The 15,892-nt window shown below is 32.8% G+C and carries 15 protein-coding genes; 14 read left to right on the top strand and 1 reads right to left on the bottom strand.

From position 1 onward, the window contains the following. Nucleotides 1-20 precede the first annotated feature (20 nt). The 7 genes from topA to K8B81_RS03460 all read left to right on the top strand — a co-directional run bounded on the left by topA (nt 21) and on the right by K8B81_RS03460 (nt 9,826). Nucleotides 21-2,537: a type I DNA topoisomerase gene (gene topA / locus K8B81_RS03490; RefSeq protein ID WP_223678849.1), complete on the top strand. Its 2,517-nt coding sequence runs from the start codon at nt 21-23 to the stop codon at nt 2,535-2,537. Nucleotides 2,538-2,540: 3 nt separating this feature from the next. Then, a complete protein-coding gene (locus K8B81_RS03485) occupies nt 2,541-3,692 on the top strand; it encodes a formimidoylglutamase (protein WP_223678847.1) in 1,152 nt (383 codons plus the stop codon). A gap of 261 nt (nt 3,693-3,953) precedes the next feature. Next, nucleotides 3,954-5,345: a T9SS ring complex lipoprotein PorK/GldK gene (gene porK, locus K8B81_RS03480; RefSeq protein ID WP_223678846.1), complete on the top strand. Its 1,392-nt coding sequence runs from the start codon at nt 3,954-3,956 to the stop codon at nt 5,343-5,345. A gap of 64 nt (nt 5,346-5,409) precedes the next feature. Further along, a complete protein-coding gene (porL, locus tag K8B81_RS03475; RefSeq protein WP_223678844.1) occupies nt 5,410-6,057 on the top strand; it encodes a type IX secretion system motor protein PorL/GldL in 648 nt (215 codons plus the stop codon). Between the two features lie 51 nt (nt 6,058-6,108). Beyond that, nucleotides 6,109-7,647, top strand: coding sequence for a type IX secretion system motor protein PorM/GldM (gene porM, locus K8B81_RS03470; protein ID WP_223678842.1), 1,539 nt, complete (start codon nt 6,109-6,111; stop codon nt 7,645-7,647). Nucleotides 7,648-7,691: 44 nt separating this feature from the next. Continuing rightward, a complete protein-coding gene (gene porN / locus K8B81_RS03465) occupies nt 7,692-8,681 on the top strand; it encodes a type IX secretion system ring subunit PorN/GldN (RefSeq protein ID WP_223679054.1) in 990 nt (329 codons plus the stop codon). 71 nt (nt 8,682-8,752) lie between these two features. Then, complete coding sequence (locus tag K8B81_RS03460) at nt 8,753-9,826, top strand: NAD(P)/FAD-dependent oxidoreductase (protein WP_223678840.1); 1,074 nt, start codon at nt 8,753-8,755, stop codon at nt 9,824-9,826. Here K8B81_RS03460 and K8B81_RS03455 read toward each other — a convergent pair. Further along, on the bottom strand, nt 9,807-10,190 hold the full coding sequence (locus K8B81_RS03455) for a DUF983 domain-containing protein (RefSeq protein ID WP_223678838.1): 384 nt from the start codon (nt 10,188-10,190) through the stop codon (nt 9,807-9,809). The two genes, K8B81_RS03460 and K8B81_RS03455, sit on opposite strands and share 20 nt — an antisense overlap. A gap of 321 nt (nt 10,191-10,511) precedes the next feature. Here K8B81_RS03455 and K8B81_RS03450 point away from each other — a divergent pair, with 321 nt between their 5' ends. Genes K8B81_RS03450 through K8B81_RS03420 form a run of 7 tightly spaced genes read left to right on the top strand, consistent with a single transcriptional unit; the run spans nt 10,512 to nt 15,884 of the window. After that, the gene (locus K8B81_RS03450; protein ID WP_223678836.1) at nt 10,512-11,087 is read left to right on the top strand and encodes a TerD family protein; all 576 of its coding nucleotides are present in this window, start codon (nt 10,512-10,514) and stop codon (nt 11,085-11,087) included. Nucleotides 11,088-11,144: 57 nt separating this feature from the next. Further along, the gene (locus K8B81_RS03445; protein WP_223678834.1) at nt 11,145-11,810 is read left to right on the top strand and encodes an HAD family hydrolase; all 666 of its coding nucleotides are present in this window, start codon (nt 11,145-11,147) and stop codon (nt 11,808-11,810) included. Nucleotides 11,811-11,812: 2 nt separating this feature from the next. After that, nucleotides 11,813-12,619: a phosphoribosyltransferase family protein gene (locus K8B81_RS03440; RefSeq protein WP_223678832.1), complete on the top strand. Its 807-nt coding sequence runs from the start codon at nt 11,813-11,815 to the stop codon at nt 12,617-12,619. Nucleotides 12,620-12,622: 3 nt separating this feature from the next. Beyond that, complete coding sequence (locus K8B81_RS03435; protein WP_223678831.1) at nt 12,623-13,177, top strand: TerD family protein; 555 nt, start codon at nt 12,623-12,625, stop codon at nt 13,175-13,177. A gap of 3 nt (nt 13,178-13,180) precedes the next feature. After that, nucleotides 13,181-13,789: a TerD family protein gene (locus K8B81_RS03430; protein ID WP_223678829.1), complete on the top strand. Its 609-nt coding sequence runs from the start codon at nt 13,181-13,183 to the stop codon at nt 13,787-13,789. A gap of 2 nt (nt 13,790-13,791) precedes the next feature. Next, a complete protein-coding gene (locus K8B81_RS03425; RefSeq protein ID WP_223678828.1) occupies nt 13,792-14,880 on the top strand; it encodes a toxic anion resistance protein in 1,089 nt (362 codons plus the stop codon). A 35-nt stretch (nt 14,881-14,915) separates the two neighbouring features. After that, a complete protein-coding gene (locus K8B81_RS03420) occupies nt 14,916-15,884 on the top strand; it encodes a hypothetical protein (RefSeq protein ID WP_223678826.1) in 969 nt (322 codons plus the stop codon). The last annotated feature ends 8 nt before the right edge of the window (nt 15,885-15,892 follow it).

The following is a 15,892-nucleotide window of genomic DNA, read 5'->3' as shown; positions in this document are numbered from 1 at the left end:
TGTTGCAGAAAAAAAGAGAAATGGCAAAGAATTTAGTAATAGTGGAGTCACCTGCAAAGGCAAAAACGATCGAGAAATTTCTCGGGAGCGATTTTCAGGTGGAGTCAAGTTATGGTCACATAGCCGACTTACCATCAAAGGAAATAGGGGTAGATGTTGAGAATGGTTTTAAACCTAAATATGAGGTTTCCCCTGATAAAAAAGCCTTGGTAACGAAACTAAAATCACTTTCTAAGAATGCCGAAACGGTTTGGTTAGCAAGCGATGAGGACCGCGAGGGAGAAGCCATTTCATGGCACTTAGCGGAAGAATTAAAGCTGGATACAAAAAAGACCAAAAGAATTGTTTTTCATGAGATTACAAAATCTGCGATTCTTAAAGCAATCGACAATCCAAGGGAAATTGATTATAATTTAGTTAATGCGCAACAAGCGAGAAGAGTCTTAGACCGTTTGGTAGGTTATGAATTGTCCCCGGTTTTGTGGAGAAAAATCAAAGGCGGACTTTCTGCTGGACGTGTACAATCTGTTTCTGTGCGTTTGATTGTTGAAAGAGAGCGCGAAATTCAAAGCTTTAATGCAGTTGCTACGTATTCTATTGTTGGAGAATTTGTAAATGAAGGTGGAAAAGCTTTTAAGGCAAAACTTCCAAAAAACTTCAATACTAAAAAAGAAGCTGAAGATTTTTTAAATCAAAATATCGGTTCTAAATATAAGGTAGCAGATTTAGAAACTAAACCTACCAAAAAATCTCCAACAGCACCTTTTACAACTTCTACTTTGCAACAGGAGGCGGCAAGAAAATTATATTTGCCAGTTGGAATCACTATGCAGTTAGCACAGCGTTTATACGAAGCAGGACTTATTACTTATATGAGAACGGATTCGGTAAATCTTTCTAAAGAAGCGATGGACGCTGCTGAAGCTGAAATCATAAAATCGTACGGGAAGGAATTTTCTAAACCGAGAACTTTCGCTAACAAAAATAAAGGGGCTCAGGAAGCGCACGAAGCAATTCGTCCTACTGATATGTCTCTTCATTCGGTGAATATTGATCGTGACCAGGCTCGTTTATACGATCTGATCTGGAAAAGAACTTTGGCTTCGCAGATGAGTGATGCGCAGCTTGAAAGGACCAATGTGAAGATCGAAGCTGATAATCACAGTGAAATTTTTACAGCTTCAGGAGAAGTATTGCTTTTTGAAGGTTTCCTTAAAGTTTATTTAGAAGGTCATGATGACGATGAAGAAGAACAAGAGGGAATGCTTCCGGCTTTAAAAGTAAACGAAAAACTGGCTAATAATTATATTACTGCCACAGAAAGATATTCAAGACCGCCCGCACGTTACACGGAGGCTTCATTAGTTAAAAAATTAGAGGAACTTGGAATTGGACGTCCATCGACATACGCACCAACTATTTCAACAATTATCAATAGAAATTATGTTGAAAAAGGTACTCTTGAAGGCGTTGAGCGTAATTATACACAGCTTACTTTGCAAAATAGTAAAGTAGGTGAGAAGTTGCTGAAAGAAAATACGGGTTCAGATAAAGGAAAATTAGTTCCGACAGATATCGGAACAATTGTTACAGACTTCCTTGTTAAGAATTTCGGGAACATTCTGGATTATAATTTCACTGCAAAAGTAGAGCAGGATTTTGATGAAATTGCTGAAGGAAATATTGACTGGGCAAGGATGATGCAGGAATTCTATGATAAATTTCATCCAAATGTGAAGGACGTTGAGGCAAATGCGGAAAGAGAAAGCGGTGAAAGGATTCTGGGGAAAGATGCAGATGGAAGGCAGGTGTCTGTTCGTTTAGGGAAATTTGGTCCTATGGCGCAGATTGGAGAAGCTGATGATGAAGATAAAAAGTTTGCCAGTTTAATGGCGGATCAGAATATTGGAAATATTACATTAGAAGAAGCTTTGAATTTATTTTTACTGCCTAAGAATTTAGGCGAATATAAAGGAGAAGAAGTCGAAGTAAGTAATGGGCGTTATGGGCCTTATGTACGTCATGGTAGTGTTTTTATTTCTCTTCCAAGAGGAGAGGATCCCCTTGCTGTTACCAAGGAAAGAGCAAAGGAACTAATTGACGAAAAAGCACTTGCTGATGCGCCAATTGCAGTTTACAAAGGCGAAGCAGTTCAAAAGGGTGTGGGACGTTTTGGTCCGTTTATAAAGTGGAATGGTCTTTTTGTGAATGTGAGCAAAAAATACAATTTTGATAATTTATCTCAGGCTGATGTTGAAGAACTAATCGAAGATAAATTGCAAAAAAATATTGATAAGGTTCTTCATAATTGGGAAGAAGAAGGAATTGTAGTTGAAAAAGCACGTTGGGGACGCTCGGTTATTTTAAAAGGCAAAATCAAAATTGAGTTGAGTAAAGATGTTGATGCCACAAAATTAACACTCGCTCAGGTTCAGGAGATGATTGCTGCAAAAACGCCTGCAAAGAAAACAACTGCTAAAAAGGCAACAACGACTAAAAAAGCACCAGTAAAAAAAACAGCTGCTAAAAAGAAATAAGAAATGGAATTTGATTTTCTGGAACCAGTTAGCGAAGGGGTTTTAAAATTTATTAGTTCTCTGTCTTCTCAAGAATTGGGAAGTAAAATTGTTTTGCATACTCAGGATCAGTTTCCTGATATAGATAAAATAAACATTGCTATTATAGGTGTTTTAGAAGATCGTAGAAATATTGATATTGTTAATGAAGTAAACCTGACAGCTGTTCGTAAAAAACTTTATGGTATGTTTCCGGGTAATTGGGATGCTTCAATTGCTGATTTAGGAGATATTTTGGCTGGAGAGTCAGTTGAAGATACTTATTTTGCGCTTAAAAAAGTAACTTCATCATTAATTAAAAATAAAGTAATTCCTATAGTTATAGGAGGTTCACAAGATTTGACATATGCTTTGTATCGTGCTTATGATGATCTGGAGCAAATGGTCAATATGGTTAGTGTAGATAACAGATTTGATTTTGGTAAAGAAAATGAAATAGTTTCCTCTAATTCGTATTTAACAAAAATCATAATTGATGAACCTAATAATCTATTTAACTATTGTAATATTGGTTATCAAACTTATTATAATTCTCAGGAAGAAATTGATTTGATTGAAAAATTGTTTTTCGACGCTTATCGTTTAGGCGAAATTTCAAACAATATAGCTTTGGCTGAACCTGTTTTTAGGGATGCTGATTTGGTTAGTATCGATTTAAATTCTGTAAAATCTTCGGATTCAGGAAATACAATATCTTTTGAGCCGAACGGTTTTAATGGAAAAGAGATTTGCTCTTTAGCGCGTTATGCAGGAATTAGCGATAAAGTTTCATCATTTGGGATTTTTAATCATAATAGCAGTATGCCTGAGGCAGCTTTAATTGCGCAAATAATTTGGTATTTTGTTGAAGGTTATCATTATCGTTCAAAGGAATATCCTTTTGGAAGCAGAACAAATTATCTAAAGTATATAGTGCCACTTGAAGATGAAGAGTTAATTTTTTACAAAAGCGACAAAACAGATCGGTGGTGGATCGAAATTCCATTCCTGTCAAATGGAAGTAATAAATTGAAAAGAAATACGTTGTTACCTTGTTCTTATGATGAATATTTATGTGCTTGTAATCAGGAATTACCGGAAAGGTGGTGGAAAGCACAACGAAAGAACGCTTTGTAATTAATATATTTTGTTAAAAAGCTTAATTTTTAATTTTATAAAGATTTTATTTTATTTTGAAATACAGCAATAAAAACATTAATCATAAAAAATTGCATTTTACGACTATTATTTTTAACTCTTTCTTGATAAAATATTTTTTTTTTATTTTTTTTAACATTAATTTTGACCGCTGAAATAAATATTGATATAGTATTGTTTATTTAAAAAATAATAAATACGTTTACGACTTATAATAATGAATAGAAATCCCAAATTTATATGAAGAAGTTTATTGCATTTGCGACAATGTTAACACTAGTAATTGGCTGTGGTAAATCCGGTGATAAAGGCGAATTAGTTGGTGTGCAAGGAGGAAAATGGCATCCTGAAAAGCCTTATGGAATGACTTTGATTCCAGGCGGATCTTTTATCATGGGTAAATCCGATGGTGATTTAGCAGCGGTAGAAGATGCACCTACTAAAACTGTAACAGTTCGTTCTTTTTATATGGATGAAACAGAAATTACAAATTCTGAATATCGCCAGTTTGTAGAGTGGGTAAAAGACTCAACAATGAGAGTTCGTTTGGCTATTTTGGCTGATGAAACCGGACAAAAATCAGCTGGAGGGTCAGGTAAAAAAGCGGGTAGTATTGCAGATTATGCATTTAATGATTCTGAGCCTGAGAAAATGACTGCGTATGATAAATATATGTATGATAATTATTATAGTGTAGGAACAAAAGATGATCCTTATGCTGGAAGAAAATTAAATAAAAAAGTTAAATTAATTAAAGATACAAAAGCTTATCCAGACGAATATTATGCTGAGGTAATGGATTCAATGTATTTGCCAATTGAAGAATCTTATAATGGGTTGAGAACAATTGATGTGAATAAATTAAAATTCCGTTATTCATGGATGGATATTCAGGCTGCTGCTAAAGCTAAAGTTGGTAAGAGAAAAGACTTCGTGAAAACAGAAGAAGTGCCGATTTATCCTGATACCGCTGTTTGGATTAAAGATTTTGCTTATTCTTATAATGAGCCAATGCATAATGATTATTTTTGGCATAAAGCATACGGGGACTATCCTGTAGTAGGGGTGACCTGGAAACAAGCTAAGGCTTTCTGTGCATGGAGAACTTTAAATAAAAATAGTTATATAAAATCAAAGAAAAAAGGGCGTGACTTAGTTAATGCTTTCAGATTGCCAACTGAAGCTGAATGGGAGTATGCTGCAAGGGGAGGTCTGGAATCTGCAACATATCCTTGGGGTGGTCCATACACAAGAAGTGACAGAGGGTGTTTTATGGCAAACTTTAAACCTAGCAGAGGAGATTATGCAGCAGATGAAGCTTTGTACACTGTTGAGGCAAAATCTTATGAGATGAATGGATATGGATTGTATAATATGGCAGGAAATGTTTCAGAATGGACTGATTCAGCTTATAATCCAAATGCGTATGAATATGTTTCAACCATGAATCCAAACGTGATTGATGGAAATAATCAAAGAAAAGTTGTTCGTGGTGGTTCATGGAAAGATGTTGCTTACTTTTTACAAGTAGGAACACGTGATCACGAATATGCAGATTCTGCAAGAAGTTATATTGGGTTCAGAACCGTACAGGATTATATGGGTACTCAGGCTACAGGAAGTAAAAAATAAATTAAATTAAATTCAATTCAATAACCAAATCTAAATCTAAATTAAAACCTAAAAAAGTATTATTATGGCATTATTAAGTAAAAAAGCAATGAATTTCGCTTATGGTATGGGAGCGGCAGTAGTAATTATTGGAGCATTATTCAAAATTACTCACTTTGAAATTGGACCTTTAACAGGTACCTTAATGCTTTCAGTCGGATTAGTTACAGAAGCGTTAATTTTTGCACTATCAGCTTTTGAACCTGTAGAAGATGAATTAGACTGGACTCTTGTGTATCCTGAATTAGCAAATGGTCAGCCAAAAAAGAAAGCTGATAAAGTTGAGGCTCCATCTGACGCTCAGGGATTATTGTCTCAAAAATTAGATGTAATGCTTAAAGAAGCTAAAATCGACGGAGAGTTAATGTCAAGCTTAGGGAACAGTATTAAAAATTTCGAATCAGCTGCTAAAGGAATTGCTCCAACTGTAGATTCTATCGCATCTACTAAAAAATACAGCGAAGAATTGTCAATGGCTGCTGCTCAAATGGAGTCATTAAACAGCTTATATAAAGTTCAGTTAGAAAGTGCAGCAAGAAATGCTGACGCTAATAAAGAAATCGCTGAAAATGCATCTAAATTGAAAGAGCAAATGCAATCTATGACTGCTAATATTGCTTCTTTAAACAATGTTTATGGTGGTATGCTTTCTGCAATGAGTAACAAAGGATAATTAGTTTTTAACTATATATTAAATTTATTAATAAAAACTAATTAGAAAAAAATGGCAGGAGGAAAATTAACCCCTAGACAGAAGATGATTAACCTGATGTATCTGGTTTTCATCGCAATGTTAGCAATGAATATGTCCAAAGAAGTATTGTCTGCTTTTGGATTAATGAATGAAAAATTTGAAAGTGCAAATACATCGTCTGAGCAAACGAATGCCGGACTATTGTCTTCACTTGATCAAAAAGCTGCTGAAGCAAAAGGAGAATTTGCCGCTGCTGCAGTTACAGCTCATAAAGTTGAATCAGCTTCAAAAGAATTTTATGCATACATCGGTGGATTAAAAGGCGATGTTTTAAAAGGTTTTGAAACTGATAAAGAGACTGGAAAATTGCCTTATGAAGCAATGGACAAAGGAGATAATATCGACAACTGGTTTACAGGTGAAGGATATACTGCAAAAGGAAATGAAATCATTTCTAAAATCGAGAAATACAAAGCTGACATGAAAGCAGCTTTATCTGATAAAAAGTATGCAGCTATAGTTGCAGAAATTGAAAAGAAATTTGATGTTTCTGATGTTAAAAATAAAGAAGGCTTGAAAGATAAGTATTTGGCTTATCACTTTAAAGGTTTTCCAGCTGTAGCTTCATTAGCTAAACTTTCAGCTTGGCAAAATGATGTTCAAAAAGCAGAATCTGATGTTTATAGTGCTGCATTAGGAAAAGCTGCTGTTGCTGCTGCTTCTTACAGTAACTATCAGGCAATCGTAGTTTTAGATAAGAATGCATATTTCCAAGGTGAAAAAGTAACCGGTAAAGTAGTTTTAGGTCGTTACGATGAAAATACTAAGCCAACTTCTTTCCAGGGTCCTGGTCAAATTGTTAATGGTCAGGCAGTTATCTCGTTAACCGCAGGTGGTGTAGGAGAGCAAGATATTAATGGTCAATTTACATTCTTGGAAGATGGTAAAAATATTCCGCTTAAATTTTCAGGAAAATATGTTGTAGTTCCAAGACCAAATTCTGCTACAATTTCTGCCGATAAAATGAATGTTGTTTATAGAGGTGTTGTTAATCCAATCTCTGTTTCTTTTGCTGGTGTTGATGCTAATAAAATTGTTGCCAGTGCCCCAGGATTAAATTCTGCAGGTAAACCAGGTAAATACAATATGAGCCCAGGTTCAGGTACAGAGGCTACTATTTCTGTTACAGGTACACTACCAAATGGAGATAAAGTTACAGACAAGAAAACATTCAGAATTAAAGGTATTCCTGGTCCAACAGGTACAATTAGAGGTGAGATGGGGGTTGTTAAAGGACCAAAATCTAACTTAGAGATTGCTACCATAGGTGCTAAATTACTTGATTTCGATTTTGAAGTTGGTTTAGATGTAGTTGGATTCAATTTAAAAATTGCTGGTCAGCCTACAGTTGTAGTGAATGGTAACAAAATGAATGCACAATGTAAATCAGTTCTAGCAAAAGCAGGCAGAGGAGATCAGGTTACTATTTCTGAAATTAAAACTAAACTTGTTGGAGCTGGAAGTTATTTATTGCCAAGAACTGCTCCGGTAATTTACGAAATACAATAATAAAGTAGGTAAAACTACGTTCAATATCTTATAATGATATCATGATGAAAGTAAGAAATTTTTTAATAGCTATTGTTTCTATCGCCGGAAGTTATACTTCTACTGCGCAATCTAACTTGCTTAATGCGAAGACACCTGCACAAATTGGACTTAAAACTCCTGCACAGCTTATCTCAGATAATGACAAGCCTTTGGCTTATGGTTATGTAGATGATAGAGATGTATTAATGGGGAAAACTACCTGGGAAATTATTGATTTAAATGAGAAGATTAACTTTCCCTTATATTTTCCGGTAGATACAGCTAATATTGGTTCTGATAGACGTTCGCTTTATGATGTTTTGACGAAAGCTATGAAAAATGGCAAAATAACTGAGGTATATGCTGATAGTTATTTCAATACTAAAAAATCTTTGAAAGACATCGAAGGATCATTGTCACGTATTGATACAACAGATGCAGGTAGGGAACTTATTAACCAATATCCAGATGATTACAAGTCTCGTGTTGTTAAGAAAAAGGTTGTTACTGGTACCGGTAAGAAGAAAGTAGTTACTTATGTAGATGAAGTAGTTGCTCCTACCAGAACAGTTCCTTCAGAATATATTTTAAAACAAGATCTAACTGCTGCAGATGTTTCTCAGTATAAAATTAAAGGATATTGGTATTTTGACAAACGTCAAAGTGAATTGAAATATCGTTTACTTGGGATTTGTCCGGTAACTCCTGATGTTTATACTATGAACAGTGATGAAAAGGATTATATTGAGTTATTCTGGATTTTTTATCCAAATTCAAGAGAAGTTTTGCATGAAGCAAAAGCTTTTAACGATAATAACTCAGCTCTTCCTATTTCATTTGATCAAATCTTAAATTCTAGACGTTTTAATGCTGTTGTGTATAAAGAAGAAAATATGTATGGAGATCGTGAGATTAAAGAATACATGAAAGACAATGCACAAAACCAATTGTTAGAGTCTGAAAGAGTAAAAGAAAAGATTCGTAATTTCGAACAAGATATGTGGAATTACTAAGTTCCAAAATCACATTATAACAAAAACTCTTACTACTTTTGTAGTAAGAGTTTTTTATTTATCAATAATACATGTTTGACTATTTAATCATTGGATCTGGGTTGGCCGGAATTTCTTTTTCTGAAATTGCACTTAAAAACAATAAGACAATTTTAGTTATTGATGATACATCTCAGAACTCTTCTAAAGTTGCAGGCGGCTTGTATAATCCTGTAATTTTGAAACGATTTAGTGAGGTTTGGGACGCTAAAAAACAATTGGTTTTAATGAATGATTTCTATAGTCAGATAGAAGATAAACTGAAGGAGAAATTTAATTTTAAAATGCCAGTTTTAAGAAAGTTTTTCTCAATAGAAGAACAGAACAATTGGTTTGCTGCTTCAGACAAAATAAATCTGGAACCATTTTTATCTACTAAATTAATTTCTAAAAAGTTTAATGGTATTGATTCTCCTTACGGCTACGGAGAAGTTTTGCATACCGGATATGTAAATACATCATTGTTGTTAGAAAAGTACAAGCAATTTTTGATTGCAAATAATTTGTTGCTTGAAGAAACTTTTGACAGTAGCCTTGTTGAGTTTTTAGACGTAGGAATTCAATATAAAAATATACAGGCTAAACATGTTATTTTTGCGGAAGGTTTTGGATTACATAAAAATCCATTCTTTAATTATCTTCCACTGGATGGGACAAAAGGTGAATTATTTATAATAAAAGCTCCTGATCTAAATCTTGATGTTATTGTAAACACAAGTGTTTTTATTCTCCCATTAGGTGAAAATCTTTTCAAGGTTGGTGCTACTTACAATTGGTATGACAAAACAGCGGGACCAACAGAAGAAGGAAAAAAAGAACTTTTAGAACGCATTAAAGAAATTATTACATGCGATTTTGAAATCGTACAACATTTTGGTGGTATTCGGCCAACGGTTGCTGACAGAAGACCTCTGATAGGAACTCATGAATTACATCAATCCCTTCATATTTTAAATGGATTAGGCACACGTGGAGTAATGCTCGGTCCTTCATTGGCACTACTATTGTTTAATCATATTGAAAAAGGAGACCCGATTGATCCTCAGGCAGATATTAAGCGTTTCCATAAAAGATATTTAAAGTCTGCTATTTCTCGCCCGCCTTAGGATTATAAGAAACAAACATATTAATGTATAAATTTCTGGCTAGCCTTAAAACAAAGGGAAATAAAACGATTAGCGTAATAACAATTGATAAAAATGATTGCTCGATTGTTGTGCCGAAAAATACGAATGAAACTATAAAGGCAGCTATACCTACAGCTACATTTAATCCGTAACTCACATACATGGCACCGTAGAAAAAAGACGGTTCAAGTTGATACTTTAATCCACAATGGCTACAGTTTTCATTCATTTTGAGAATATTAGTCAAATGAAGCGGATTTTTATCCACATACATGCTCTCTTTTTGACATTTCGGACAACTTCCTGTTAAAATACTATTGAGTTTGGATCCTTTTTTAAACATTTTTTAGGCTTTAATTTTTTAAAATAAACGGCACATAAATACATCCGTTTTTAATTGCATTTGGTATTAGAAATAATGAATGTAAAGATAGAAATATTGATTTTACTTGGCATCTTTATTTGTATTTAACTCTTCCAAATTGTTTTCTATATGTTATTTCTAGTACAGAAATGGTTATGATAACATACAATCAACCTTTTAAATTAGTAGGATATTTTTTTATTTTGTTGATAAATATTTGGCTTTTAACAGATGGCCACATTTTTAATGATTTGCTTTTTTGTATTATTGTATAGTATAAAATTATAATTAGATATTGTAATGGCTATAAATTTACAGAAAGGTCAAAAAATAGATATTGGGCTATCGAATATAACTATTGGGTTAGGATGGGACCCAAATGAGGGTACTGGGCATGATTTTGATTTAGATGCTTCTGCTATCATGATAAATGCGAATAGAAAACTTTTAGGAGAAAATTATTTTGTTTTTTACAATAATCTTTCTTCTCCTGATGGTGCATTAGAACATACAGGTGATGATCCAACAGGTGGAAATAGTGACGGTGATGATGATGAAGCGATAAAAGTAGATCTTACTAAAATTGATAATGCTGTAGAGGAAATTCTCTTTGTAGTTACAATTGAAGATTTTGAAAGAAGAAAACAAAATTTCGGACAAGTTAGAAATTCATATATCAGAATTGTCGATGATGCTAACGGTCAGGAAATTGCTAAATATGAATTAGATGAAGATTTTTCTATTGAGACAGGTGTAGAGTTTGGAAGGTTGTACAAACGAAATGATAACTGGAGATTTGAAGCTTCCGGTATTGGTTACAGAGCAGACTTAAGCTTTTTTCTCGAGAAGTATTATTCAGGAGAAATAATCAAATAAATGAGCTTCCAGCAGAGACTTACTCAAAGAAATTAATTGCCTTTAAAATACATACAATTGAAAATAAATTATGATAATTACAGTCACCTTTCTTTTGATCTGTGGCTTACATTAATAAAATCCAATCCCGAATTTAAACAAAAAAGAAATTTGTTATTTAGGGATTTCTTTGAAATTCAACAACCTATTGAGAAAGTAAATGAAGTAGTAAGATATTACGATGTTCTGTGTAATAATATTAACGAAAACACAGGATTAAATATAGAAACATACGAAATATATTATTTAATTTTAGGAGCTTTAAATGTAGATCTTAGTAAATATGGAACAGATAAGCTATCTCAGTTTTACAATCATACTGAGGAATTGTTTTTAAAATATAAACCGGTTTTAATTTTTACTGATATTCAAAAAATGTTTGATGATGTTACTAATGAAGGCAAAACAATCAGTATTTTGAGTAATACAGGTTTCATTAAAGGGCTTACATTACGAAAGCTATTGAAATATTACGATTTGCTGGATTATTTTAAGTTTCAGATTTTCTCTGATGAAGTTGGATTTTCTAAACCAAACACAGAGATTTACCAATTAGTATTTGATGAAATTAAAAAATATAAAAAAATAGAGAAAAAAGATGTTTTACATATTGGCGACAATAGTGTTGCCGATTACAACGGAGCTTTGAAATTTGGTTTTAACGCTCATCTCTTAAAAATATAAAAGTGAATAAAAGTTACAGTTTACACAAAATAACAGAAAAAGACAACTGCTCTTTTAAGGAAGCAGAATACAGTCGGTTTAAATTTGGAGATAAATTCTACGCAGAGAAATTTGCAGAAGAGCTCTTTGATGGATTTGTTGCGGAATTTAAAGATATAATCTTGTCAGAAAAAGATATTGTAATCCTGCCAAGTCCTTATTTATCAATTCCAACGGCTTCTAATTTCTTATGCTACTATTTTAAAAAGGAGCTTAATAGCTTCTTGTTTAAAAATGGTAAAAAAGCCTGCATTGAATCTAAAATTTACAGGAACCAAACTTATGTAACAGATTATGGAAATCTGGATTTTGAACAGCGTGTTAAATTAATTTCGAATGATACCTATTACATAGACCGTAATTTTATTGAAGGTAAGCTTTGCATATTTGTTGATGATATCAAAATAACTGGCAGTCATGAACATACTGTAAATAAAATCCTGGATCAATATGATGTCAAGGGAGATTTTGTATTTGTTTATTTTGCAGAATTAATAAACAAAGATATTCATCCAAAAATAGAAAATCATTACAATTATTTTGCAGTAAAAAATGTAGAAGATATTGTTTCTATAGTAAACAGCGAAGATTTTCAATACAATACCCGCATCGTAAAATTTATTTTAAGTCTTGATGATAAACAATTTGCGTTTTTGATATCTAATATTTCAAGAAAGAAAAGCAACGAATTATTTCATCTTGCGATAAGTAATAATTACCATCAGATTTTAGAATATAAAAAGAATATTAACGTAATAAAAATAGATTAAACTATGGCTATCAATTTGCAGAAAGGACAAAGAGAAAATATAAATGCACCAAAATTTACTATTGGTTTAGGATGGGATACTAATAACAGCAGTACAGGTTCGAGTTTTGATCTTGACGCCTCTGTTTTTATTCTGGGAGATAATGGTAAAATATTATCTGATTCGCATTTTGTTTTTTACAATAATCTAAAATCTCCGGATGAAGCTGTTATTCATACGGGAGATAACTTAACAGGTGATGGTGACGGTGATGATGAACAAGTAAAAATTGATCTGACTAAAATTAATCCTTCTGTAAAAGAAATTTGTGTTGTAGTTACCATTCATGATGCCGTAAACAGAAAACAAAATTTCGGACAGGTTAGAAATTCATTCATTAGAATTGTAGACGACAGCAATAATACTGAAATGGTTAAATATGAATTAGAAGAAGATTTCTCCATAGAAACAGCGGTTGAATTTGGAAGGATTTACAATAAAGACGGTCAATGGAAATTTGAAGCAATGGGCGTTGGAATGAAAGGCGGATTAGAAGATTACTTAAATAAATATAACTAAGATATGGCAATTAATCTAGAAAAAGGACAACGTATAAATCTTGAAAAAAGTAACGGTACAAAATTACAAAACATTTGTGTTGGAGTAAACTGGGGAGCAATCGAAAAAAAGGGGTTCTTTGGTACAAAAAAAGAAGCCGTAGATTTAGATGCAAGCTGTGCGGTTTATGATGATAAAAAAAATCATATTGATTCGGTAAACTTTAGAAAATTAATTTCGAACGATCGTGCTATTAAACACAGTGGAGATGATTTGACAGGAGATTTAAATGGAGATGACGGTTTGGATAATGAAGTAATCACTTTAGACTTTTCACAATTAACCCCAGCCGCAAATCACGTTGCATTTTTTATAAACAGTTTTAGAGGTCAGGATTTTAAAGACATCCCATTTGCTTCTATTCGTATTTATGAAGGAACCCCAACAAAAGTAACTCAGGAATTTGCACGTTTTGATATTGCCAATGATGCTACTTTTGCCGGAAATGTTTCTATGGTTTTGGGTGTCTTTTATAAGAGAAACGACGAATGGAAATTTAGCGCTGTCGGAGTACCTACAAACGATAAAAAACTGGAGCAGACAATCGTTACAATTCAACAGAATCATTTATAGTCATGTCAGAAAATCAATTGATTACTCAGGAAAATAATGCATTGATTGACAAAGATGGAAATGTAAATTTAGCTTCTATTACTGAAGCTGATGTAAACAATTACAAATCTATTTCGAATCAATTGAATGAGAACGACGCCAATTCAATTCTGAATTATGGTGCCGAAATTCAAAACTCTATTGCAAAACAAAGTGATACTTTCTTAACCAATGTCAGAACATATAATTCTGGCGAAGTTGGAACTTTGATCAACGATCTGCTTACAGAATTAAATTATGTAGATGTTGATCAGTTAGACCAAGGTCCATTTAAGAGATTCATTTCTAAAATTCCATTACTGAATAAGTTAATTACTGATGTAAAAAAATTATTCCAGGAATATGACCGAATTACGGTTAATATTGAAAAAATCAGTAATAAGGTAAAAGCCGGAATGATTAATTCTGTGAAAGATAACAGCGCGCTTCAGACTATGTTTGATGGGAATGTGAATCTGATCAAAGAAATGGAGAAACACATTATTGCAGGACAAATTCGATTTAAAGAATTGAATGAAGAACTTGCTGTAATGGAAGCAAACAGCGCACAATATCAGGATTATCAAATTTCTGATAAAAGAACTTTCATTAATCGTTTAGACAAACGTCTTGCCGATATGAAAATTGTTCGTTTTATTATGCTGCAGTCTTTAGCTCAGATTAGAGTTGTACAAAACAATAATACTTCTATTGCAGAGAAAGCACAGTCGATTTTGACTACTACAATGCCGGTATGGAAAAATCAGCTTACGCTAGCTGTAGCTTTACAAAGACAAAAACAGAATATTGAAGTTCAGAGAAGAGTTTCTGAAACAACCAATACTATTTTACAGAAAAATGCAGAAATGCTGAAACAAAACAGTATTGAAGTTGCCAGAGAAAACGAAAATACCATTGTTTCTCTTGAAACGTTGAAGATGACAACAAAATCTTTGATCGATACTTTGACAGAAGTAAAACAAATTCACGATCAGGGTACAGAAACCAGAAGACAGCTGGACGCAGGTTTACAAAGTCTCGAACAAGAATTGAAAAAAGGCGTTGTAAGCTAAAAATTTACACAAATTGAATATTGGAAATTAGATAAATGCAGGAGGAAGAAGAAGAGAGATATCTTCAAATAATAAAAGACAGTAACAGAAAACTTGTGGTTTTAGAATTGTTATCCAATTTCTTTAACCACAAGGATCTTATCGGGATTTTGGTAAGGACAAAAATCATTCATACTCTTTTTGAAAAGAACCGAATATTAGATATTAATAAATTAGAGCTCTTTCATATTCAGTTTACAAGCAGTCTTATTGATCTGTTTCAAAAAATCAAAAAATCAAAAGAACAGCAGTATGTTTTAATCAGCGATGAAATATATATTAATGAAGATATTTTATCAAAATTAAAACTGGAAATAGGAGAGAGTAAGTTTGCCAGACAAATGCAGCTGCATGCTCAAAATATGTCCAGAAAGATAGAAGAACTCTATCAGTTGTTTGTTTCTGAAAAAGATGTTTTTTTCAATTGGAATGATATAATCACTTTTTCTCAAAGTGTTCAGGCAGAATATTACAGGGAAATTACAATTGAACAGTACGAAAAACTGTCGCAGCTGAATAAAAGCGTGTATGAAAATCCATATGCGAGATTTGAAAAAAAACTTCTGGGACGTTTGAATATCCTGAATTTTAAAATTAAGTTTTCCTGCGGACTGGTTTGTAATAATGAAATAATTGAGGTTTATGAGTTTAGGGATTCTAACGATAAATTTGTTTTTGTAGCCAATGAAAAATCATTTTATTTTTTGAACGAAGAAGTTGCAAAAGATATTGATATTTCGAAAAACGGATCCGCAAAAGAAGAAATTATAAGAAGTCTGAAAAATAAAAATGCTGAACTGAAGCGGGAACTAAGTGTCATAAAAACAACACTGCCCGAAAATGTTTTAGAAGTATTAAAGGAATATCATGAAAAAATTTCATCGGTAGATTTTCTGGAAGAACTCCAAAATGTTGATGAACAAACCAATATTTTAAAAACAATGTTGAATATAAATATTAATTAAAGATATAA

Origin of the sequence: Flavobacterium hibisci, assembly GCF_020026925.1 — a bacterium.
GTDB classification, from domain to species: Bacteria; Bacteroidota; Bacteroidia; order Flavobacteriales; family Flavobacteriaceae; genus Flavobacterium; species Flavobacterium hibisci.
This window is presented reverse-complemented; position numbering and strand designations above follow the sequence as displayed.